Origin of the sequence: Flavobacterium sp., from assembly GCF_049318325.1 — a bacterium.
GTDB lineage: Bacteria > Bacteroidota > Bacteroidia > Flavobacteriales > Flavobacteriaceae > Flavobacterium.
In genome coordinates, this window is record NZ_JBMOGQ010000025.1 from 1 (window position 1) to 23,122 (window position 23,122).

Here is a 23,122-nt window from a genome sequence, read left to right on the forward strand (position 1 = left end):
AATGCTAGTGAAAATGCTACAGCTAATTTTATTATTAATCCAATTCCAAGTAATACTGGAGCCACTGTTTCTGCTCAAGATACATGTCCTAATTCTGATAGTAATGTTACAATTTCCGGAATTAGTGATCTACCTAACGGAACATATTCGTTAACTTACCTATTATCAGGAGCAAATTCAGGAACCGCAACTATTTCGGTAACCTTTACAAACGGAGGAACAACATTTACTATTCCAGGTGTAAGCATTATAAATAACGGACAAACATCAGTTCAAATTAATAGCCTAACATCTCCAAGCAACACTTGTGGAATATCAGGTGCAAATGCGCTAATAGGTAATTTCAATGTGATATCTGACCCAGCACCGACGTTAATTGATAGAGGTGAACTTTTCTGCGGAACTAATGTTCCTGCTCCAACCATTGCAGACTTATCAGCAAATTTTGTTGGAAATCCAAATGTTATTTGGTACGATGCTTTAACAGGGGGTACGGCTTTTAGTCCTTCAGATGTATTGATAAATGGCACAACTTATTTTGTGGCCTTAGTTTCTGTAAATGGTTGCGAAAGCCTTCGCCTTCCAGTTACTGTTGATTTAACGGTTTGTGATGTAATTATTCCGGATGGATTCTCACCAAACAACGATGGAATCAACGATACTTTTGAAATTCCGAATCTTGCTGTTATATATCCGAACTATAAATTAGAAATCTACAATCGCTACGGAAGTTTAATTTATACAGGGAATAAAAATAAACAAAATTGGGATGGAACAACTTCAGAAGGAGGTTTGAATTTAGGAGACAAATTACTCACAACCGGAGTTTATTTCTATATATTGAATTTCAATGACGGAACAAGAAAGGCCATTCAAGGTAGATTATATCTAAACAGATAAAGAACAAATGAGTGCAACTATGAAACATAATATTATTAAATACCTCTTAGTACTACTTGTTGTTTTTTTAACCTCAAAATTACGTGCGCAACAAGATCCTCAGTTTACTCACTATATGTACAATATGAGTGTCATGAATCCTGCTTATGCAACAGATAATGAAGATGTGATGAATATTGGGGTATTATATCGCGCTCAATGGGTTGGAATTAAAGGAGCTCCAACAACCCAAAGCTTTTTTATCCACAAACCTTTATCCAAAAGAGTAGAGGTGGGAATTTCGGTTGTTCATGATGAGATTGGTGATGTAGTGAAAGAGAATAATATTTATGCAGACTTTGCCTATGTTTTACCGTTAAGTGAAACTACTAAATTGTCATTTGGATTAAAGGCAGGAGTTACTTTATTTGATGCCAATTTTAACGGATTCGTGCTGACCGATCCGCTACCTGATCCGGCATTTCAGAATAATATCAACCAAACGTTCCCTAATTTCGGAGTCGGAACTTATTTGTTTGGATACAATTATTATGTTGGTTTTTCGGCGCCAAATTTAATGACCTCCAGGCATATAGAAACTATAAATGGTCGTCCCGGAAGTGGAGTAGAATCAGTTCACTTTTTCATGACCGGCGGATATGTCTTTACGTTTAATGGAAATGATAACTTCAAGCTGAAACCAGCATTTATGGCAAAAGGAGTAGAAGGCGCTCCAGTTTCCTTAGATTTAACTACCAATGTGTTAATCAATAATAAATTTGAAGCTGGAGTGGGTTATAGAATGGGAGATTCCGTTAGTGGTTTAGCTAGTTTTTATGTCACGCCAAAACTCAGAATAGGATATTCGTATGATTATACACTTTCAAATTTGGGAGCTTTCAATTCAGGTTCGCATGAGGTTTTTTTACTATTTGATTTGGATTTAGGTAAACTTTCGGGTAAAGGATATGATAAATCTCCACGATTCTTTTAAAATGAAAATTATGAAAAAAAGCTACTACATACTTTTTGTTTTTTGCAGTATCACCACGCTGGTTGCCCAAAAAAAAGTCAGTGTTAAACAAGCCAACACCTTGTTTGCAAGTAAGTCTTATGTCAAAGCTGCCGAAGCTTATGAACAAGTAATTCAGACAAAGCAATCTAGACAAGTGTTACAAAATTTAGGAGATTGTTATTATTACAATTTCCAAATGACCAATGCTGTTCGGGCCTACAGACAATTATTTTTCACCTTTAAAGATAGTGTTAAAAAAGAAGTTTTTTTCAGATATGCCAATGCATTGAAAGGAACAAAAGATTTTGACAAAGGAGATGCTATCATGTCGGAGTATTCAGGTTTTGATCAAAATACCCCAAAATTTATGAAGAACATAACCCGAAGCACTCCCAATAGTTACAAGTTGCAAATCATGTCAAAGAACAAAGCCAATGGCGATTTTGGAATTTCGTTCTATGGCGATAAAGTAACATTTGCTTCTATACGAAATGTCCAAGAGAAAGCCTATGGTTGGAACGACAAACCTTATTTGGATTTATTTTCCGCATCAGTTGATAGTCAAGGGCAATTGGAAAAAGTGGAACCTTTTCCTGCTAATATAAATACGAATAAACACGAGAGTTCTGCCACATTTAGCGCCGATGGGAAAACAATGTATTTCAACAGAAGTAGTGATAAACGAGTAAAAATTGGCGATGAAAAAGTGGCTATGATTAAAATATTTAAAGCCGAACTGGTAGATGGAAAATGGGCCAATGTAACGATGGCGCCTTTCTCAAGTGATTCTTATTCAGTTGAACATCCATTCTTGACAAAAGACGGAAAGAAACTATATTTTGCAAGTGATATGCCTGGTACATTTGGTTCAATGGATATTTTTGTTGTTGATGTAAATGAAGACGGAACTTACAGCCAGCCAAGAAATTTAGGCGAAACTATTAATACAATTCACAGAGAACAATTTCCTTTTGTAACCGAAGGAGGAACACTTTATTTCGCTTCTGACGGACATCAGGGTAATGGAAATTTAGATGTTTTTATGAGTTTAAAATTGAGTAACAACGAATTTGATAAACCACTTAATTTAGGCTCTACAATAAACAGCGAAATGGATGATTTCAATTTCATTTTGGATGAGAAAAATAACAAAGGTTATTTTGCTTCAAACAGAACCGGCGATGATAATTTATACACTTTCATTCAGGAAGAAAATAAGTTAGAGTATTTGGTTGAAGGTGAAGTGAGAGATTTAAAAACATTGGAGTTATTGCCTGGCGCTAGAGTAAAATTATTTGATGATAAAGGCAATCTTATAGAAGAAGTATTGGTGGGTAAAGACGGAACATTCACTTTTAATACGGAGCCAAACAAGATATACAAAATCATGGCTTTCAAAGATTTTTATATTCCAGCCGAAGCTAAATTTGATACTAGCCAAAAAGGGAAACTATATATCGATTTACAAATGAAAGTTGAGTCATATTATGATGCAGAAGAGATCATCAATAAAAAAGATGACGGAACGGTGCTTATCGATTTGGAAAACATCTATTTCGATTTGGATAAATGGAATATCAAGCCACAAGCAGCCAAAGTACTTGATGTATTGGTAAGCTTGTTGAAAAAATATCCATACATGGAAATTCAAATAGGGTCGCATACCGATTCACGAGCCACAGCATTTTATAACTTGAGTTTGTCAAACAAACGTGCTGCTTCGGCATTAGAATATTTGGTGCAGAATGGAATTGATAGAAAAAGACTGCTTTCTATAGGGTATGGCGAAACAAAGCCATTAATTATTTGTCCTAAAAATGATTGTACCGAAGAAGAGCATGCCACAAATCGTAGATGTACGTTTATGATTTTGAAATAGGAGTTAGTTGTTATTGAATATTGGGATTTTTAGTAATATGTACGCTTTTACCGGTGTGCATTTTTTTTGTAAACTATTCAACCCGAATCTGTATTTTTGTATTTCACAATAACAACTGATGAAAAAGTTTCTTCCTCTCGTTTTCTTATTTATTATTTCAAATCTAAACGCCCAACAGCGCCCAAAATTAGTAGTTGGCATTGTGGTCGACCAAATGAAAATGGAATACCTGTATCGCTTTCAAAGTGATTTTTCTGAAAATGGATTTAAGCGATTGATAAATGAAGGATATACGTTTTATAATATGCATTACAATTATATGCCTACGTATACCGCACCAGGACACGCCTCTATTTATACAGGAACAACTCCCGCAATTCACGGAATCGTAAGTAATGAATGGTTCAGCAGAAGCGCAGGAAAAGAAGTGTATTGTACGGATGACACTTCGGTAAAAACACTTGGAGACGGCAGCAAAGAAGAAGGAGAAATGTCGCCTAAAAATTTGCAAACTACAACTGTTACAGACGAACTTCGCCTATCAACTAATTTCAAAGGAAAGGTAATCGGCATTAGTATGAAAGACAGAGGAGCCATTCTTCCTGCTGGGCATTTTGCGAATTGGGCATTTTGGTATAGCAAAACAGGAAGCTTTATCTCCAGTACTTTTTATGGTTCAACATTACCGGATTGGGTAACTGAATTCAATTCCCAAAAAGGCTATATGAAATATATTAATCAAGGTTGGAATTTATTAAAACCAATCGCAACTTATGATGAAAGTCTGCCAGATGATAATCCATACGAAGGGAAATTATACAAAGTAGATAAACCTGTTTTTCCATATGATTTAAAAGCGATGCTCGATAAAAACAACCCGAGTATTTTGAGAGCAACTCCTTTTGGAAATGATTATGTGGCCGATTTTGCTAAACTAGCCATCGAAAAAGAATCATTAGGAAAAGATACTATTACCGATTTTTTAGCCGTGAGTTTTTCTTCTACCGATTATGTTGGACATATTCTGGGGCCACGTTCTATCGAATTGCAAGACACGTATTTGCGTTTGGATTTGACTATTGCTGACTTTTTAAACTATTTGGATAAAACGGTCGGAAAAGGAAATTATTTAGTTTTCTTAACCGCTGATCATGCCGGAGCGGAAAATGCCCGTTTCTTACATGATAACAAATACGATGTAACAAATCTTGATGGCAAGGAGCTTGATAAAAATCTTGAGAAATTTTCAATTGATACTTTTGGTGAAGATTTAGTGCTGCGTTATGACAGCTTTAATTTGTTTTTTGATAAGAATAAAATCAAAGCTAAAAGTTTGGATTTGAGCAAAGTAAAACAAGCATTTAAAGACTTCTTAATGACGCAAAACTATGTAAAGCGTGTTTATACCGAAGAAGAGATTTTAGCAAATTCAGGAGCGGATTATCATCTGAATTGTATTGCCAAAGGATATGATGTAACCCAAAATGGCGACATGATTGTTTTGGATAAACCGGGTTATATTGAATACGGTCCAACTGGAACTTCTCACGGAACAACCTATAGTTACGATACACATGTGCCGTTATTGTTTTATGGATGGAATATCAAAAAAGGCGAATGCCATGAGAAAAAAGAAATTACAAAGATTGCACCAACCTTATCGCAGAAACTAAAAATAACGTTACCAAACGGAACAGAATCAGAGGTTTTGAATGAGATTTTGAATAAATAGTTTTTTCATTTTGTCATTCCAAATTAGTTGCCTAAAATTCTGAAAATTAACTATGAGTACATTTGTAATTAGCAAAAGATACAATGGTGATTATAAGTTTGTTTTTGCCTCCAGAAAGGGGAAAACAATTTTTACTAGTATAGTTTGTAAACATAAATCAGATTGTGAAAGAATGATTTTAGGAATAAAAGAAAACATGTCATTGTTTGCTTTTACAAAAGTCAAAAAGGCATCGAATAAGTTTTTTTTTAGATTATCTAAAGATGGTTTGGTCTTGGCTAATAGCCGAAAATTTTCGACAGAGCTTATGTTGCAAAAAGGAATTGATGAAATTATTAATTATGTCCATAAGGCTGAAATACTTGACTTTTCAGAAAATGAATTTGCCTTTTCTGAAGATAGTAGTGCTTTTGAAGATGATGTACAATAATTCATCATTTTATTATTAAATGCTTTTTCCAAATGTCAACAAATATGGTTTGGATCAAGCAAAGAGAATTTCTTTTTTACCCAAGTAAATCTCTAGGTTGCATGATTTTTCGATGTTAATACAAACTCGGAAATATATCTGGTTTTACTTCATTCATAATGGCATATACTTTTTCAAAGACATCTTCTGCAGAAGGTTTTGAGAAATAATCACCATCGGTTCCGTACGCAGGGCGATGAGCTTTAGAAGTCAGAGTTTGTGGTTGGCTGTCAAGATAGTTATATCCTTTTTGCTCGTCGATAATTTGTTGCAAAATATAAGCACTTGCACCGCCTGGTACATCTTCATCTATTACCAATAAACGATTCGTTTTCATAACTGATTTAAGACAATCATGATTGATGTCGAATGGTAACAAAGATTGAGCGTCAATAATTTCTACATCGATACCTGTTTCTAATAATTCTTTGGCAGCTTGTTCTATAATACGCAGTGTTGAACCATAGGAAACAATCGTAATATCGGTTCCTGTTTTAATGGTTTCCACAACGCCAATCGGAGTTTTAAATTTACCCAAATTGGTTGGCATTTTTTCTTTTAAACGATAGCCATTCAAACATTCAATTACCAAAGCAGGTTCGTCTGTCTCTAACAATGTGTTATAAAAACCAGCGGCTTTAGTCATATTTCTCGGCACCAAAACATGTATTCCACGGATGGCATTTATAATCATTCCCATGGGTGAACCTGAGTGCCAGATTCCTTCCAATCGATGTCCACGCGTTCTAATTATTAAAGGTGCTTTTTGAGTTCCTCGAGTTCTATATTGAAGTGTTGCCAAATCATCACTCATGATTTGGATGGCATATAATAAATAATCTAAATATTGAATTTCTGCAATTGGTCGTAAACCCCTCATCGCCATTCCGATGCCTTGTCCGAGTATGGTTGCTTCACGAATGCCAACATCGGCCACACGAAGTTCACCATATTTCTCCTGCATGCCTTCCAAACCTTGGTTTACATCACCAATGTTTCCGGCATCTTCACCAAAAACTAACACTTCAGGATATTTATTAAATATAGCGTCAAAATTGTCTCGTAATATTAAACGGGCGTCTACTTCTTCGGCTGAATCATCATAAGTAGCAGCTGTTTCAGTAGCTTTTAAAACATTTTTATCCGATTGTGAAAATAAATGCGAGCTAAATTTTGGTTGGATTTTGTTAGTATAATTCGTTATCCAATTCGCTAATTCCTGTCTGCCGCTTTCATTGACAATCATTCGCAATACTTTTCGGGCAACCATTAAAATTTCTTTGCGAATAGGTTCTTTGATGGATGCTAAATCTGCAGATTGTTTTTCAATAAAAACTTTGTTTGCGCTTGAATTGGCTATAGAATTTAACAAAGAAACTAATTCCTGCTGCTCTTCTTTCATCGGAGAAACAAAAGCTGCCCAAGCTTCTTTTTTGCCTTCCAAAACTTCTTTTTTAGAATTGTTTTCAATGGCTTCTAATTCTTCTGCGGTAGCCAAATCATTTTGAAGTAACCAAGTTCTCATTTGAGCCAAACAATCAAACTCGGTTTCCCAAGCCAAACGGTCTGAATTTTTATATCGTTCGTGCGAACCAGAAGTCGAATGTCCTTGTGGTTGAGTCAATTCATTTACGTGAATCAAAACTGGGATGTGCTCTTCTCGGGCTATTTCGGCTGCTTTTTCGTAAGTTGCTACTAAATTTGGATAATCCCAACCTTTTACGGTAAGAATTTCATAGCCATTCCCATTTTTATCACGCTGAAAACCTTTAAGAATTTCAGAGATGCTTTCTTTTGTAGTTTGATGTTTGGCATGAACAGAAATTCCGTATTCGTCATCCCAAACACTAATTACCATTGGTACTTGTAAAACTCCGGCCGCATTAATGGTTTCAAAAAATAATCCTTCGGATGTAGACGCATTGCCTATAGTTCCCCAGGCAACTTCATTTCCTTGATTTGAAAAATTGGAATAATTTTCCAATCCGCGAACATTTCTATATATTTTTGATGCTTGTGCTAAACCCAATAATCTAGGCATTTGACTAGCTGTTGGAGAAATATCAGCACTCGAATTTTTTTGTTGTGTTAGGTTTTTCCAATTGCCATTTTCATCTATGGTCTGTGTAGAAAAATGTCCACCCATTTGTCTTCCTGCACTCATAGGATCATGCTCTAAATCTGCATGACCATATAAACCGGCAAAAAATTGTTGAATAGACAACTCACCAATTGCCATCATAAATGTTTGGTCACGATAATAACCCGAACGGAAATCACCGTTTTGAAATGCTTTTGCCATGGCCAATTGTGGCACTTCTTTTCCGTCACCAAAAATTCCAAATTTTGCTTTTCCGGTTAGTACTTCCTTACGTCCTAACAGACTACATTCTCTACTTATTGAGGCAATTTTATAATCATTTAAAACTTCTTGTTTGAAGTCTTCAAATGTAATTTCAGTTTTGGATTTTGTTTCAGACATAGAAGGAAATATTTCTTAAAGAAACAAATTTAAATAAAAAGAGGTAACAAATTATATTCTGAACAAAAATATAATTTTAATTATCTCTAATTTATTTGTTATATAAAGTTATTGTGATGACGAATATTTAATAAAAAATAGAATATTCTGCAAAATGTTTAATAAACGAATATTTTAACCTCAATTTAAAACCATTTTCTGGTGAAAAGATTGATGAGTGTTTCAGGTCGGAAAGTTATAATAAATCGAATTTTTTCGCCATAATTTTTGTCTCCAATTTCCCAACCATTGTTAGAGTATACAGGAAAAAATAACTCAAAATAATCGGTAACTAAGTTCAATCGAATTCCGCTATCGTAAACAAATTTTGGGTCACTTTCTTTGTTTTTTATAAAACCAACATCACTATAAGCTTCAATCCAACTCCAAATAGTATAATTAGCATTAATAGTTGTCATCCAACGATTGGCGGTTCGGGTTTCCAGTTTTGATTTAAAAAAACCATCGGCAATAATGGATTGCTGACTAAATAATCCGGTGGTTTCAGAACGACCCAAATAGTCACTTTCAAAAAGATAATCTGATGGTCTGTCCAAACCAAAATCAAAATAGTTGGAAGTTGTTTTGTTGTGTAAAAAAGTTCCAGCAAACAAACGAAGATTCAGAGAGCGGTTGTTGTCAAAAAGTTTACGATATTGTATTTCTGTGGCAAGTTTTCCAAAAACTGATGAATACTGAAAATCGCCTAAAAATGAAAAATGATTGGTTACTTCGGTTTTGGTATTTATATATTTGGCATTAAATATTTGGTAGTTTTCGCTATTTTCGCTTACTGTAAAAGCAGTCTTTTGCTTATCTACAATGATTTCTTTTATGACAATAGTTTGTTTTCTGTTATCTCTATAATCATCAGGTCTGAAATTCAAAAAAACGGTTGGTGCTAATTTTTTATAATTGGCATCCGGTGCATAGTGAAGGTATTGTACGCTAAGCATATATTTAATATAGTATAAATTACTGTCGCGGTTGAATTGATTAACATATAAAAATCCTTTTCCTGAAAAACTCTTTGTTTTAGTTGAAATCGTCGGATTGACATCAAAATTGAAAGGTTTGTCTAAAATGGTTCTGTTATGAAAACGAATGCCGGGAAGAAATCCATCATATAAATTGTATTCTAAAGTGGGGATATATAAAATTTGGTTGTAATAAGGATCTTCCAAATCCTTAAAAAAGTTGAATTTTATCGGCCTATTATTAATACGAAATCCGTGTAAGGAATGCCAATTGTTTCTCAGATTAAACTCGGGAACTTCATTTTTGTAATTGATTACAATCTTATCTGCATGATTTCTCGGAATGGAATAAATACTATCAGAATCAATAGTATCGAACCATTTTTTATAAACTATGTTTTTATCTTTTATCCCATAAACTGATATAGGAAGGTTGGTTTCGGTTTTATTTTTTAATGAAAAACTAATGCTGTCTTTCGTTTTAGTAACCTTATTAAATTTAAAATCGATAATATCGCGGGAATCGATTATTTTGCCAAAAAACCAATCAATTTTTTTTGGGCAATTGGAAGTTAAAATGTTTTCAAAATCCTTTCGGTTTGTTTGTTGCTTGGCATTCAAAACAATAAATTGTTTGATGCTGTTTGGAACAACATCATTTTCAATATAACTGTCTAAATATTTTATACTTAATCCAGCTCTATATTTTGAAGCAATTTTTTCGTTGAATTTGATTAGTTGATTTTTAGAAATTGATAAAGCCTGATCCAAATTTTTACGAGCCATCAACATATATAAATAGCTGTATTGACCATTAAAATTCAATGAAACTAGGTTATAGCCTTTAAGTAGTTTTAGTTTGGCAACACTTCCCATCATCTTGCTGTCAGGATGATATTCTTCTATATATTTCATCATGATATAGACTTGGATACCATCATAAATCCAGTTGTCTTTTCTAGGGTCTAATTGTAAAGTGTTATTTAAATAATTGTTCAGATACGTTTTTAAAAACTTAATTTCATATAAAAACTCATCTGGAAATGGACTAATAAATAGTGGTAATTGATTTAATCCGTAGAAAGGGTTTCTATCATAATCGGCTTGAGCGACAGTTATTTTTGAGTCTTGGTATTCGCCTAGGTTTTCGGATACATAATTCACAATTCTGTCAATAAGGATGGCTCTTTGAATATCGTTCAGCCGATTGTCTTTTAAATTCGAAACCACTTCAATGTTGTTGTTTTTAAAGATTTCAAAATCCTTTTTATCATCAAAAAACAGATTGAAATTTACACGGTTTTTCCCAACGAAATGATAATGATTTAATCCATTTACAGTTTCTTTTTGTACTTCATCCAAATCGGAATCCAAGTCAAAATTTTGAGGCACTTTAATATCGATATCATAATCAGAAAGTGCGTTGGCACAATCGTCTAAATTTAAATTGTCGTATTTCGTAAAGTCTTTATTTTCATATCGTGCAGGCACAAGGAAAAAGTTTTTAAGATACATTTTTCCGTTTTCGCCATAACCATATTTTGTGAACTTATCGCTTGGGATTTTTAAAGTATAACTAAGTTTTATGGTTGCTTTTTGATTGGGAAGTAACTTATTTTTAAGTCGAATCAGAATAACATCGGGATGGTTTTTATCTCTTTCCCATGTTAGTGGAGCATTAGTTTCATTAAGGATGTTAATGTTGCTTGTCCTGCCTCTTTCTTTTTCTTTGGCTAAATGAAAACCTCTTTCAAATTCATCAGAAAAACGTGCTGCTAAAGGAGTGTTTTTTGATGTATATCCATTAATCCAATCGTTTAAAACAATATTCGTTAATGTATCATTGGTTTGATTGAAGAATATCAATTCCTGATTAACAGTCAATTCTTTCTTTTCAATGTTAACTTCCACAATCATTTTGGAATTGTGTTGAGCAAAAGAGGCAAAGCTAAGCAGAAAAAGTATGTAGTTTAGTTTTCTCAAGGTTTTGATTTGGCTTTAAAAAAGGCACTGAATACTACCTTAGTAAATTCAATCGCACCAGCTTTGTTCATATGGCCGCAGGTTGAAAAATACTTATCATCAGTAACGGCGTTTTCAAATCTATGGATTTCGGGATAAACCGAATTAATATGATTGAAATAATCCCTGTTTATAGTACTCATACACATTGGTGTCGTAATTGCAATTAAATTGATTTTATTTTTTTTGCAAATGGCTTTTATTTCTTCGTAGGCTATATTCTTTTTCGGATAATATTTCGATAAATCTGCCGGAATCATTTTTCCGGGGATTGATTTTAAAGGATTAAACCCATCATTATCCAAAGCATTTGTTTTTTTGTGAATTAATGAATAATACATTTCTCTAAAACCAACTCGAGCATCATAATGCAGATATCTGTAAAACGGAATATAAACCAGTTTATTGTATTCAGGTATATCTTTGTAATGATTCCGAATAATTTGTGATTGATGCAAATAAGGCATAAATAAAGAACGTATGGCTTCTGAATTATCATTTGTGTTAATATTCAAATCTACCTGTAGGATAAGATTTTTTATCTTATAATTGCGTTCGACCATCAATTTTAACATCAATGCTGATTCTTCCAGTCGGGAACGTGTTATCCCAAAGTTGAAAGTTTTATAGCCTTGCTCATTAAATATTTTTGGAACCAAATGGTTGTTGATGCGGGAAGAACCTAAGAAAACATCATCATAATTTTTATCTTTTGAATTGTATAGGTAACTGATTTTATTTCGGTCATCATTTTGCTTGTAAACAAAAGTATAGGCTATGTCAAGTAATCCCATTGTTAGAATTAGTATCATTAAGACTTTTACTATGAAGATTACAAACTTTTTCATCAGAATTGAAAATAAATAAATTCCTTATAATCCGAAAATACTCCCAAAGCCAAGATGGCAGACAAGCATAAGCCTAATTTCAGCCAACTATATTTTCCGGAAATAGGTTCTATTTTGGTTCGGCTGTTCCACTCGACAATTACAAATAAAAGCAATAGTAACAAAAGCTCATTACTATAGCGTTCGATACTGAAATATTGCTCAGAAAAACGCAAGTCGGTTACCATTCGTTTGATGTACAATAAAGCATCATTAATTGTTTTTGCCCTGAAAAATATCCAGGCGAAACAAGTCATTATAAATGTTATGAGGATATTGAAAATAATTCTAAGCGACGAAAAATTTAAGCCTAATTCAAACTCTTCTATATTATTTCGGTTTCTTTTTAATAACAACAAGGGTATAAAATACAATGCATTTATAAATCCCCAGGCGATAAATGTCCAACTGGCACCATGCCAAAATCCACTAACCAAAAAAATGATAAATGTGTTTCTGACCTTAAACCATTTTGATCCTTTGCTTCCTCCAAGTGGAATGTATAAATAATCGCGAAACCATGTCGTTAACGAAATGTGCCAACGTCGCCAAAATTCGGCAATATCTCTTGAAAAATAAGGATAATTGAAGTTCTTCATTAAGTCAATCCCAAAGAGTTTTGAAGTTCCTAAAGCAATATCGGAATATCCTGAAAAATCACCATAGATTTGGAAAGCAAAATAAACTGCGCCCAAAATCAGCGACAGTGAATTCATCGAATTGTAATGATTGAAAATTTCATTAGCGTAGTTTGCACAAGTATCAGCAATAACAACTTTTTTTACCAAACCCCAAATTATTTGGTAGATTCCCTCTTTGGCCTTTTCAAAATTGAATTCTCTTTTTACTTTTAATTGCGGCAAAAGATGGGTAGCTCTTTCAATTGGACCGGCAACCAGCAAAGGGAAATAGCTCACGAATAATGAATAATCTACAAAATTGTGTTCGGCTTTAATGCGTTTAAAATAAATATCGATGATGTAAGATAAACCGTGAAATGTGTAAAATGATATTCCAACAGGAAGCATTAATTTTAGTAAATAGGGATTTAAATGAAACCCAAAACCATTTATTAAATCGGTAAACGAACTAACAAAAAAATCATAGTATTTAAATATTCCAAGAAAGCCTATATTTATTGAAATACATAACCATAGCCATATTTTCTGCTTATGATTACTTGTGTTTTTTTCTATTTGAATTGCCGAAAAATAATCCAGTAAAGTCGAGAAAACCAATAAGAATAAGAATCTCCAATCCCAACACGAATAAAAATAATAACTTGCTATTATAAGAATATAGTTTTGAGAAGTCTTTGATTTATTTGGCATGAACCAATACAATAGAAAAACTATTGGCGAGAAGATAGCAAAATTTAGCGAATTGAAAAACATCTTTATAATAAGTTAAACCACAAATTACAAGAATTAATTAGTCGAAATTATTGTAATTTGTGGCAAAATAGCTATTAGAAGTTTGGGCTTAGGTTGTATTTTTTGTAGAAGTCATCTAAGGCTTTAACTACTTCATCTTCGGTATCCACAATTTTGATGAGGTTCATGTCTTCCAAATGAATTGTTTTTTCTTTTTCTATTAATACAGTATTTATCCAGTCAATCAAACCAGACCAAAAATCAGTTCCTACGAGTATTATTGGAAATTTTCCAATCTTTTTAGTTTGAATCAAAGTAACCGCTTCAAATAATTCGTCTAAAGTTCCGAAACCGCCAGGCATTACAACAAACCCTTGCGAATATTTAACAAACATCACTTTACGAACAAAGAAATAATCAAAATTCAGATTTTTGTCTTTGTCGATATACGGATTGTGATGCTGTTCAAAAGGTAATTCAATATTTAAACCTACCGATGTTCCATCACCATTATGAGCTCCTTTATTTCCTGCTTCCATGATTCCCGGACCACCGCCCGTGATAACACCATAACCAGCTTTACTTATTTTATAGGCAATTTTTTCGGCTAGCAAATAGTATTTGTTATCAGGTTTTATTCGTGCTGAACCAAAAATAGAAACACAAGGGCCAATGCGTGCCATACTTTCGTAACCATTCACAAATTCGGACATGATTTTAAAAATTCCCCAAGAGTCATTGGTTCTTATTTCGTTCCAAGTTTTCTGTTTTAATTTTTCCTGGATTTTATCCTCTTCATTTACAAAATCTTCTCTCATCATTTATATATATTATTCTTTTTTAAATATTTAAAAAAAACGCACTAAAGTAATTCTTTTTTTAAAAACTCAGCCGTATAGCTTTTCTTATTCTTTGTGATTTCTTCTGGAGTTCCTTTGGCAACAATTTCACCTCCGGCTTTACCACCTTCAGGACCAATGTCAATAATGTAATCTGCTAATTTTATTACATCCATATTGTGTTCAATAATCAAAACGGAATTGCCTTTATCAACCAATTTGTTAATTACATCCATCAAAACACGAATATCTTCAAAATGCAAACCCGTTGTAGGTTCATCCATGATATAAAAGGTATTTCCAGTATCTTTCTTGGATAATTCGGTAGCTAATTTTATACGTTGTGCTTCGCCTCCTGAAAGTGTAGTGCTTTGTTGCCCCAGAGTAATATATCCCAGACCAACATCTTGTATCGTTTTTACTTTTCGATAGATTTTTGGAATGTTTTCAAAAAAAGGAACCGCTTCATCAACGGTCATATTTAACACATCAGAAATAGATTTCCCTTTATATCTTATTTCCAAAGTTTCTCTGTTAAACCGCTTGCCCTGACAGGTTTCGCACTCCACATAAACATCAGGAAGGAAACTCATTTCAATAGTTCTAACACCCGATCCTTCGCAGGTTTCACATCTTCCACCGGAAACATTAAAACTAAAACGACCAGCTTTGTAACCACGAATCATAGCTTCAGGAGTCATAGTGTACAAACTTCTGATTTCCGAAAAAACATCAGTATAGGTCGCGGGATTACTTCTTGGAGTCCTGCCTATGGGACTTTGGTCGATATCGATTACTTTATCAATATGTTCTAAACCTTCTACTTTTTTATACGGTTGTGGTTTTTTGACGCCATTAAAATAATAGGCATTTAAAATCGGATATAGCGTTTCATTAATTAAAGTTGATTTTCCGCTTCCTGAAACTCCAGTTACGCAAATCAGTTTTCCTAATGGCAATTCTATGGAAACATTTTTTAGGTTATTACCCGTTGCGCCTGTTAGTTTTAGAAATTTTCCATTTCCTTCGCGACGTTTTTTTGGTACTTCAATTTTCATTTCACCATTTAAATACATGGCTGTTATGGTGTGTTCTTTGATCAATTCGGCGGGTGTGCCTTTGCTGATGATTTTACCACCAAATTTTCCGGCTTTAGGACCAATATCAATAACATAATCAGCCCTTTCTATCATGTCTTTGTCGTGCTCTACAACCAAAATCGAATTTCCAATATCGCGCAGTTGTTCTAAAGAATGAATTAGTTTTTCGTTGTCTCTTTGGTGTAGTCCAATACTCGGTTCGTCTAAAATATATAATACACCAACCAATTGTGAACCAATTTGTGTTGCCAATCGAATACGTTGTGCCTCTCCGCCGGAAAGCGATTTGGAACTTCGATTTATTGATAAATAATTCAGCCCAACATTTACCAAAAAGCGCAAACGATCTTTAATTTCTTTTACGATTTCTGTCGCGATTATTTTTTGCTTTTCATTCAGATAATTATCCAAATCCTCGAACCATGCTGATAATTCCGAAATATCCATAGTCGATAAATCAAAAATATTTTTCTCGTGAATACGGAAATACATGGCTTCTTTTTTTAAACGTGAACCTTGGCATTCGGGACAAGTTACTTCGTCCATAAATTCTTTAGCCCAACGTTTTATGGAAGTCGATTGACTTTCGTCGTATTGGTTTTTGATGAAATGAGATATGCCTTCGAATTCAATTTTGTATTCTTTAGTGATACCTAATGTTTTTGATTCTACTGAGAATTTTTCCTTACCACCATGTAAAATAACTTCCATGGCATCTGCTGATATAGTTTCTACTGAGTCTGCTAATGTGAAGCCGAACTTTTCTCCAATGATTTCCAATTGTTTGAAAATCCAGGAACTTTTGTATTCGCCAAGAGGAGCAAAGCCACCATTTTTGATAGATAATTTTGGATTTGGAATTATTTTTTTTAGATTGATTTCGTGCACTGTCCCTAGTCCTTTACAAATTTCACAGGCGCCTTTGGGAGAATTGAACGAAAATAAATTTGGCTCCGGATTTTGATAGGATATTCCAGATGTTGGACACATTAAATTCCGACTGAAATAACGCACTTCATTGGTGTCCTGATCTAAAATCATCAATACATTTTCGCCATGATACATCGCAGTTTTGATGCTTTCGGTTAGGCGTTTTTCGTTCTCCTCACTATTCTCAATTACCATTCTATCGATAACAATTTCAATATCGTGGGTTTTGTATCGGTCGAGTTTCATTCCGAGAAGCAAATCCTGAACCTCACCATTGACACGCACTTTTAGAAAACCTTGTTTGGTAATTTGTTGGAACAATTCGGCATAATGACCTTTTCGGGCACGAATAATTGGTGCCAAAATATTGATGCGTTTTCCTATAAAATTTTTGATAATCAAATCCTTAATTTGCTCATCCGAATAGGAAACCATTTTTTCTCCTGTCGCATAACTGTATGCTTCACCTGCACGAGCATATAATAAACGCAGGAAATCGTATATTTCGGTTATTGTTCCAACGGTGGAACGTGGACTTTTGCTTGTGGTCTTTTGTTCTATAGCAATCACAGGAGACAATCCGTCAATTTTATCTACATCCGGGCGTTCCAATCCGCCGAGAAATTGACGTGCATAAGCCGAAAAAGTTTCTATATAACGGCGTTGTCCTTCTGCATAAATGGTATCAAAAGCTAAAGACGATTTTCCCGAACCCGATAGACCAGTAATAACGACCAGTTTTTCTCTTGGAATCGAGATGTCAATATTCTTTAAATTGTGGACTCGAGCTCCGAGAACTTCAATTGTATTTTCAGTATTTAGCATAGCATTTTTTGCAAAACGCAAAGGTAGTGTTTTGGGTTGAAAATTTTAGTTGTCAGTTAAGAAGTTATTGTTAGAAAATTATTCAATAATCATCTCTTTTAAACGCAGTCGATAATTTTCTAAAATATCAATTTTAGAAAGGAAACCAAAGTATTTTCCTTTATGGATTACAGGTAAGATATATGCATTTGTAGTTTCAAATTGATTTATCACTTTTTCTACTTTGTCTTCCAAAATAATAATCGCTTTTGGTTGGCTAATGACCTCACGCATGGAAGAAAACTTAACATGATAAGGATTAAAAATAAAGGATTTAACGTCATCATAATCAACTATTCCGACCAAGGATTTATTTTCATCAATAATTGGAATATTTTTTTGATCTGTTGTCGAAAATATTTCTACAATGCTTTCTACAGAGTTTTCAAGAGTAAGAGTTTTGAAATTTTGCTGAACGAGTTTATAAATATCAATACTTTGCAAAATATTTTTGTCTTTGTCACTAGTAAATACATCGCCTTTATCAACCAACGCTTTTACATCCATCGAATGTTTTTCGAATTGTTTTGATACAGCATAACTTATAGAGGAAACTATCATTAACGGCACCATCAAATCATAACCACCTGTAATTTCACCAATAAGGAAAATAGCAGTCAATGGTGCATGAAACAAACCACTCAAGATTCCTGCCATGCCCACAATGGTAAAATTCGCAATAGGTAAATGATGAGTAAAATGGAGTAGATTTACCGTTTTGGCAACAAAAAAACCAAGATACGAACCCACAAAAAGTGAAGGAGCAAAATTCCCCCCATTTCCACCGCTTCCCAAAGTTAATCCAGTGGCAAAGGCTTTTAGCAACATTGTTACTCCAATAAATGCCAATAAAATCCATTCGCTACTTTTGAATGGTTCAAGCATGGTGTTCTCTAACAAAATGTTTGGATTTTTGGAAGCCAATGTTTTAATGCTTTCATAGCCTTCTCCAAACAATGTTGGAAAAAAGAAAATTAAAATAGCCAAAATCAAAGCGCCAAAGAGTGCTTTTCTATATCCTTTATTTCTAAAAGTTCCAAAAAACTTTTCTACTTTTTGAAAATTTCGAGCATGATAAATAGAGGCAAATCCGGCTAAAATTCCAAGTAAAATGTAGAAAGGTGTATTATGATAATCAAATTTTAAGGTTTGATCAAAATTTAAAATAGTTCCACTGCTTAGAGAAATTTTTGAAATCAAAGCACCTGTAGCAGCGGAAATAATTATCGGAATAAAAGCGGAAATGGAAACATCGGTCAGGACCACTTCGATAGCAAATAATACACCGGCGATAGGCGCATTAAATGCTGCTCCTATTCCGGCCGCAACACCGCATGCTAAAAGTAAAATTCTATCCTTTTGTGATAAATGGTATTTCTGCGCAAAGTTAGAACCAAATGCAGCGCCTGTAATCACAATTGGACTTTCTAATCCGGCAGAACCACCAAGTCCAACAGTTAAAGAACTGGTTACAATTTGTGCATACATTTGTTTTTTTGGAACAATTCCACCTTTTTTGGCAACAGCATAAAGTATTTTAGAACTTCCTTTTTCTAAACTATTGCCTAAAAAATTCCGAATCACAAAAACGGTAAGCAGAATTCCGGCAATGGGAAGCAAACTGTTTATATAAGGTAATTTCAGAAACCCATTAATATCATTTGCCAAGAGAAAAATATTGTGGGCAAAACTTTTAAGAATGATCACGGCCAATGAACATGTAATAGCTACAAGCACACTGGCCACATAGATAAAATTTCGCTCGCTAAGTCTGTCTTTCAAAAGATATATCAAATTCTCAGCTCTTCTGAAAATACTTCTGAATATAATTTTAAAATTGGAAGCTTTAGCCGTCGACATTTATTCAAAACTTTAATTTGCTAAAATAATTCATAAAATCTTTATGGAGTAATTTTTTATAAAAGATAAATTAATTAATTAATAAAAGAAATAATAAAATCATTTGTGGATTTGTAGTTTTAAACATTAAGTTCTTTTAATTTATTAGCACAATGCTGACGCAATTCATCAAAAAATAAGGTAAATTCATTTTCAAACTCGATATAGTTTTCAAGTAGTTCTACAATAGATTCATGCATGTTAACACGGTTTTTGGTACGATGATCCATATGAAACATAATCATTTGCAAACCGTCAATAGAGGCATAACTTACTAACCAATTTCTAGCAAACATATACGGAATCATGCTTTTGACTTTCTCGGTCAGAACGTCATAATTATCTTTTAGCAGGTGATAAAAATTATCAGCAAAGTCTTCCAGTTTTTCATCGGAATAGGTGTTCCAGTTTTTGGCTAGGAAATGGTCATAGAAAATATCCATAATCACACCAGAATAATGACCATATTTTTCGTGTAAACGGTGTTTACTTTGCCTAAATGTGGGATGCATATCTGTAAAACTATCTATTGAACGGTGTAGCAAAATTCCTTTTTGGATTTCCTCAGGATAAACATCATAACTATGCCCTCGAATACTATCCGCCATAAAGTTCCCGATTTTTAGCAAATCATTGTCGCCGGAAAGATAAATGTGTGCGAGGAAGTTCATTGTTTAGAGTGACTATGTGCCTGGGTTACTAATTAACTGAGTTTGTTTTCGTAAATATAGAAAAAACCTAGCAACTCAGTCACCCAGTCACCCAGTAACTTTTGTCATAAACTTAGCTACTCACATACACAGCTACTCAGTAACTTTTTTATATTTGTACATCAAAAATCATATAAAATGACACTTATAAAATCTATATCTGGAATTCGTGGTACTATTGGCGGAAAAGTAGGGGAAAATCTAACTCCGGTTGATGCCGTAAAATTTGCTTCAGCTTATGGGACTTTCCTAAAACAAGGAAGAGATTCCTCGTTACCTCGGAATGACAAAAAGTTAAAAGTTGTAATTGGTCGTGATGCCCGTATTTCGGGACCGATGATTCATAATTTAGTGATGAATACCTTACTTGGATTAGGCATTGATGTTATCGATTTGGGGCTTTCTACAACACCAACTGTTGAGGTTGCTGTGCCGATGGAAAAAGCGGATGGTGGAATTATCCTTACCGCATCGCATAATCCAAAACAATGGAATGCTTTGAAGTTATTGAATTCAAAAGGGGAATTTTTAAGTGGAAAAGAAGGCGAATTGATATTGGAAATTGCCGAATCGGAAGCTTTTGATTTTTCGGATGTTGATTCTTTAGGAGAAATCATGGTTAATGACGCTTACATGGATATTCACATTGATGAGGTTTTGAATTTACCTTTAGTTGATGCTGAAGCAGTTGCCAAAAGAAAATTCAAGGTTGTGGTTGATGGTGTAAATTCTTCAGGTGGAATTATTATCCCGAAATTGTTAGAACAAATGGGAGTGGAGTGCGTAAAATTATATTGTGAACCCAACGGGCATTTTCCACACAATCCGGAACCTTTGAAAGAGCATTTGGGTGATATATGCAAATTGGTAGTAGAAGAAAATGCCGATTTCGGAATTGTAGTTGACCCTGATGTGGACCGTTTGGCTTTTATTTCTAACGATGGCGAAATGTTTGGTGAGGAATATACATTAGTGGCTTGCGCCGATTATGTTTTGAGCAAAACTCCAGGAAACACGGTTTCAAATATGAGTTCATCAAGAGCTTTGAGAGACATCACAAACAAGTATAACGAAAGCTATCAAGCCAGCGCTGTTGGAGAGGTAAATGTGGTGGAGTTAATGAAGAAAACAAATGCCATAATTGGTGGCGAAGGAAACGGTGGAATTATTTATCCGGAATCGCATTATGGCAGAGATAGTTTGGTTGGTGTGGCTTTGTTTTTAACGCATTTGGCAAATCTTGATATGACCGTATCCGAATTGAGAGCATCATATCCTCAATATTATATGAGCAAAAATAAAATTGAACTGACACCACAAATTGATGTGGATGCTATTTTGGTTTCCATGACTGAGAAATATAAGAACGATAGTTCGACAAACTCAATATCTACAATTGACGGAGTAAAAATTGACTTTGCCGAAAATTGGGTCCACTTACGAAAATCGAATACCGAACCAATTATCAGGATTTATACCGAAGCGCAAACACAACAATTAGCAGATGATTTGGCTAACCGAATTATTGATGAGATAAAAGCTATTTCCGGATTATAAAATGACAAAAACTCTATCTAATCGGAAACGGTTTTTGTTTTAAATATTTTGAAAGTAAGCAAAAATTTCTTTTTTTGAATTAACGTACGCCAGTCAATAAATAATAGAGAACATAAGAGAAATAAACTTACTACTAATCCGACTGCAGACTTCCACGATAAGATATTTGATTCTAAACTATTTAGGTTTGTTAAAGCAAACTCACCTATTAATAGTGCCGCTGTATCACTAATAAATTTACCTGCAAAGAAAGCAGGAATAATATAAAGTGGTGTTATTTTGGCCATGCCACCAGCAACAAACAAAGGAGTTGTTGGAAGCGGAAGTAAAGAATAGGAAAAAATAGCAATTTGACTTTTCCATCCTTTTTCTTTCAATTTTTTACCAAGAAACATTATATCCTCATTTTTGGTAGGTTTGAAATAGGTATCCGAAATACGATGGATGTATAGTGTCAGTATGTATCTGCCCAAAATGGAACCTGCCACACCTATACAGATGGTGGCCCATATGTTAAGGCCAAACACTAACTGAAGAAAAATCATTATAGTAAAAGCCGGAAGAAATGGGAAAGGGACAATGTCAAACAACAAGGCACCTAAAAAAACTAAACAATATTGCCACCACATTATCTTAATATTTTGTGTACACTAATGTACAATAAATTAATTTGAGGTTTATTTTAACTTTTACTTATTTTTAATAGAGGATTTTCTATGAAATTGGTTGGGTAATTATGGATTACGAATTCACAAAAAATTAAAATAGCTTTATTTTCTTCAACACATTTACAATAACGCCGTTAATATCTCCTGAAAGATTCGCTTTGTATACCAAACCAACATATACTATTGTGACCAATATCGATTTCAAAATGATATTTATGATGGGGTGAAAAGAAAAGTCCCAATAATAAAAGCAGAAGAAACAAAGCAATCCAATCAATAGTGCATAAATGTTTTTTAAGGTAAAAGGAAACAGTTTCATTCGAATTATAACAAAAAGTAATTTAGCAATACTGTATAGTGTTATTGAAATTAAAGTAGCAATAGCAGCGCCGTTAATTCCATAAATTGGTATGAAAATCTTATTTAGTGTAATGGCAAAAAATGCTAAAAACAATCCTAAAAATAAAACGGCTTTATAGTATTTAGAATTGAAAATAATAGCATTGTTATTTCCTAAAACCAAATCAAAATATTTGGACAATCCGATAAGAAAAACAACTAAAATTCCACCACGATAATTTTCAGGCAATAGATTATATACTTGATTGATATTAACAAGAATACCTACCAAAACCAATCCGCCAACGATTTGCAATGTAATAGCCGTTTTCTTGTATAAATCGTTTAGTTCGTCGTGTTTACCATCGGTCATGAGTTTTGCCGTAATTGGATAGGTGATTTGATGCATTGCTCGGCTTGGAACGGCTATAACCGTAGCAATAAATATGGCTACCGAATAGT

Annotated in this window: 16 protein-coding genes; 6 read left to right on the plus strand and 10 right to left on the minus strand. The window is 33.8% G+C overall.

Annotated features, from left to right (window positions below; all coding sequences use genetic code 11):
* The 5 genes from ACOYLP_RS04040 to ACOYLP_RS04060 all read left to right on the plus strand — a co-directional run.
* Positions 1-900, plus strand: a 900-nt coding sequence (locus ACOYLP_RS04040) for a gliding motility-associated C-terminal domain-containing protein (protein ID WP_422854897.1), incomplete at its 5' end; no start/stop codon positions are given.
* Between the two features lie 19 nt (positions 901-919).
* A complete protein-coding gene (locus tag ACOYLP_RS04045) occupies positions 920-1,873 on the plus strand; it encodes a PorP/SprF family type IX secretion system membrane protein (RefSeq protein WP_422854898.1) in 954 nt (317 codons plus the stop codon).
* 10 nt (positions 1,874-1,883) lie between these two features.
* Entirely contained in the window at positions 1,884-3,773 is a 1,890-nt protein-coding gene (locus tag ACOYLP_RS04050; RefSeq protein WP_422854899.1) for an OmpA family protein, read from the plus strand.
* Positions 3,774-3,891: 118 nt separating this feature from the next.
* Positions 3,892-5,505, plus strand: a complete 1,614-nt coding sequence (pafA, locus tag ACOYLP_RS04055) for an alkaline phosphatase PafA (protein WP_422854900.1) — start codon at positions 3,892-3,894, stop codon at positions 5,503-5,505.
* Positions 5,506-5,557: 52 nt separating this feature from the next.
* Positions 5,558-5,935 (plus strand): DUF1508 domain-containing protein, encoded by a 378-nt coding sequence (locus tag ACOYLP_RS04060; protein WP_422854902.1) that lies wholly within the window; start codon positions 5,558-5,560, stop codon positions 5,933-5,935.
* A 115-nt stretch (positions 5,936-6,050) separates the two neighbouring features.
* Here ACOYLP_RS04060 and ACOYLP_RS04065 read toward each other — a convergent pair whose 3' ends face one another.
* The 8 genes from ACOYLP_RS04065 to ACOYLP_RS04100 all read right to left on the minus strand — a co-directional run bounded on the left by ACOYLP_RS04065 (position 6,051) and on the right by ACOYLP_RS04100 (position 20,057).
* Positions 6,051-8,456 carry an alpha-ketoacid dehydrogenase subunit alpha/beta gene (locus tag ACOYLP_RS04065; RefSeq protein WP_422854903.1) on the minus strand — a complete coding sequence of 802 codons (2,406 nt, stop codon included), beginning with the start codon at positions 8,454-8,456 and terminating at the stop codon, positions 6,051-6,053.
* A 185-nt stretch (positions 8,457-8,641) separates the two neighbouring features.
* Positions 8,642-11,455 carry an aminopeptidase gene (locus ACOYLP_RS04070; RefSeq protein WP_422854904.1) on the minus strand — a complete coding sequence of 938 codons (2,814 nt, stop codon included), beginning with the start codon at positions 11,453-11,455 and terminating at the stop codon, positions 8,642-8,644.
* Complete coding sequence (locus ACOYLP_RS04075) at positions 11,452-12,306, minus strand: hypothetical protein (RefSeq protein ID WP_422854905.1); 855 nt, start codon at positions 12,304-12,306, stop codon at positions 11,452-11,454. Before ACOYLP_RS04075 ends, ACOYLP_RS04070 begins: the two co-directional genes overlap by 4 nt.
* Positions 12,307-12,341: 35 nt before the next feature.
* On the minus strand, positions 12,342-13,775 hold the full coding sequence (locus ACOYLP_RS04080) for an MBOAT family O-acyltransferase (RefSeq protein ID WP_422854906.1): 1,434 nt from the start codon (positions 13,773-13,775) through the stop codon (positions 12,342-12,344).
* A gap of 74 nt (positions 13,776-13,849) precedes the next feature.
* A complete protein-coding gene (locus ACOYLP_RS04085) occupies positions 13,850-14,575 on the minus strand; it encodes a TIGR00730 family Rossman fold protein (RefSeq protein ID WP_422854907.1) in 726 nt (241 codons plus the stop codon).
* A gap of 41 nt (positions 14,576-14,616) precedes the next feature.
* Positions 14,617-17,448, minus strand: a complete 2,832-nt coding sequence (gene uvrA, locus ACOYLP_RS04090; protein WP_422854913.1) for an excinuclease ABC subunit UvrA — start codon at positions 17,446-17,448, stop codon at positions 14,617-14,619.
* A gap of 78 nt (positions 17,449-17,526) precedes the next feature.
* Positions 17,527-19,347 (minus strand): chloride channel protein, encoded by a 1,821-nt coding sequence (locus ACOYLP_RS04095; RefSeq protein WP_422854908.1) that lies wholly within the window; start codon positions 19,345-19,347, stop codon positions 17,527-17,529.
* A gap of 119 nt (positions 19,348-19,466) precedes the next feature.
* Positions 19,467-20,057, minus strand: a complete 591-nt coding sequence (locus tag ACOYLP_RS04100) for an ACP phosphodiesterase (RefSeq protein ID WP_422854909.1) — start codon at positions 20,055-20,057, stop codon at positions 19,467-19,469.
* Positions 20,058-20,234: 177 nt separating this feature from the next.
* On the opposite strand from ACOYLP_RS04100, the gene glmM reads away from it, so the two are divergent.
* Positions 20,235-21,653, plus strand: a complete 1,419-nt coding sequence (gene glmM / locus ACOYLP_RS04105) for a phosphoglucosamine mutase (RefSeq protein ID WP_422854910.1) — start codon at positions 20,235-20,237, stop codon at positions 21,651-21,653.
* A gap of 17 nt (positions 21,654-21,670) precedes the next feature.
* Here the strand turns inward: glmM and ACOYLP_RS04110 are convergent, their stop codons facing one another.
* Both ACOYLP_RS04110 and ACOYLP_RS04115 read right to left on the minus strand, forming a co-directional pair.
* On the minus strand, positions 21,671-22,282 hold the full coding sequence (locus ACOYLP_RS04110) for a hypothetical protein (RefSeq protein WP_422854911.1): 612 nt from the start codon (positions 22,280-22,282) through the stop codon (positions 21,671-21,673).
* Between the two features lie 130 nt (positions 22,283-22,412).
* The coding region (locus tag ACOYLP_RS04115; RefSeq protein WP_422854912.1) for a polysaccharide biosynthesis C-terminal domain-containing protein at positions 22,413-23,122 on the minus strand (710 nt) is incomplete at its 5' end.

Excerpts from the sequence above, each read along its gene's own strand:
- ACOYLP_RS04085 (WP_422854907.1), bottom strand. The coding sequence starts at position 14,575 with ATGATGAGAGAAGATTTTGTAAATGAAGAGGATAAAATCCAGGAAAAA.
- ACOYLP_RS04075 (WP_422854905.1), bottom strand. The coding sequence starts at position 12,306 with ATGATACTAATTCTAACAATGGGATTACTTGACATAGCCTATACTTTT.
- glmM (WP_422854910.1), top strand. The coding sequence starts at position 20,235 with ATGACACTTATAAAATCTATATCTGGAATTCGTGGTACTATTGGCGGA.
- ACOYLP_RS04100 (WP_422854909.1), bottom strand. The coding sequence starts at position 20,057 with ATGAACTTCCTCGCACACATTTATCTTTCCGGCGACAATGATTTGCTA.
- ACOYLP_RS04080 (WP_422854906.1), bottom strand. The coding sequence starts at position 13,775 with ATGTTTTTCAATTCGCTAAATTTTGCTATCTTCTCGCCAATAGTTTTT.
- ACOYLP_RS04060 (WP_422854902.1), top strand. The coding sequence starts at position 5,558 with ATGAGTACATTTGTAATTAGCAAAAGATACAATGGTGATTATAAGTTT.
- ACOYLP_RS04095 (WP_422854908.1), bottom strand. The coding sequence starts at position 19,347 with ATGTCGACGGCTAAAGCTTCCAATTTTAAAATTATATTCAGAAGTATT.
- ACOYLP_RS04110 (WP_422854911.1), bottom strand. The coding sequence starts at position 22,282 with ATGTGGTGGCAATATTGTTTAGTTTTTTTAGGTGCCTTGTTGTTTGAC.
- pafA (WP_422854900.1), top strand. The coding sequence starts at position 3,892 with ATGAAAAAGTTTCTTCCTCTCGTTTTCTTATTTATTATTTCAAATCTA.
- ACOYLP_RS04050 (WP_422854899.1), top strand. The coding sequence starts at position 1,884 with ATGAAAAAAAGCTACTACATACTTTTTGTTTTTTGCAGTATCACCACG.
- ACOYLP_RS04065 (WP_422854903.1), bottom strand. The coding sequence starts at position 8,456 with ATGTCTGAAACAAAATCCAAAACTGAAATTACATTTGAAGACTTCAAA.
- ACOYLP_RS04045 (WP_422854898.1), top strand. The coding sequence starts at position 920 with ATGAAACATAATATTATTAAATACCTCTTAGTACTACTTGTTGTTTTT.
- uvrA (WP_422854913.1), bottom strand. The coding sequence starts at position 17,448 with ATGCTAAATACTGAAAATACAATTGAAGTTCTCGGAGCTCGAGTCCAC.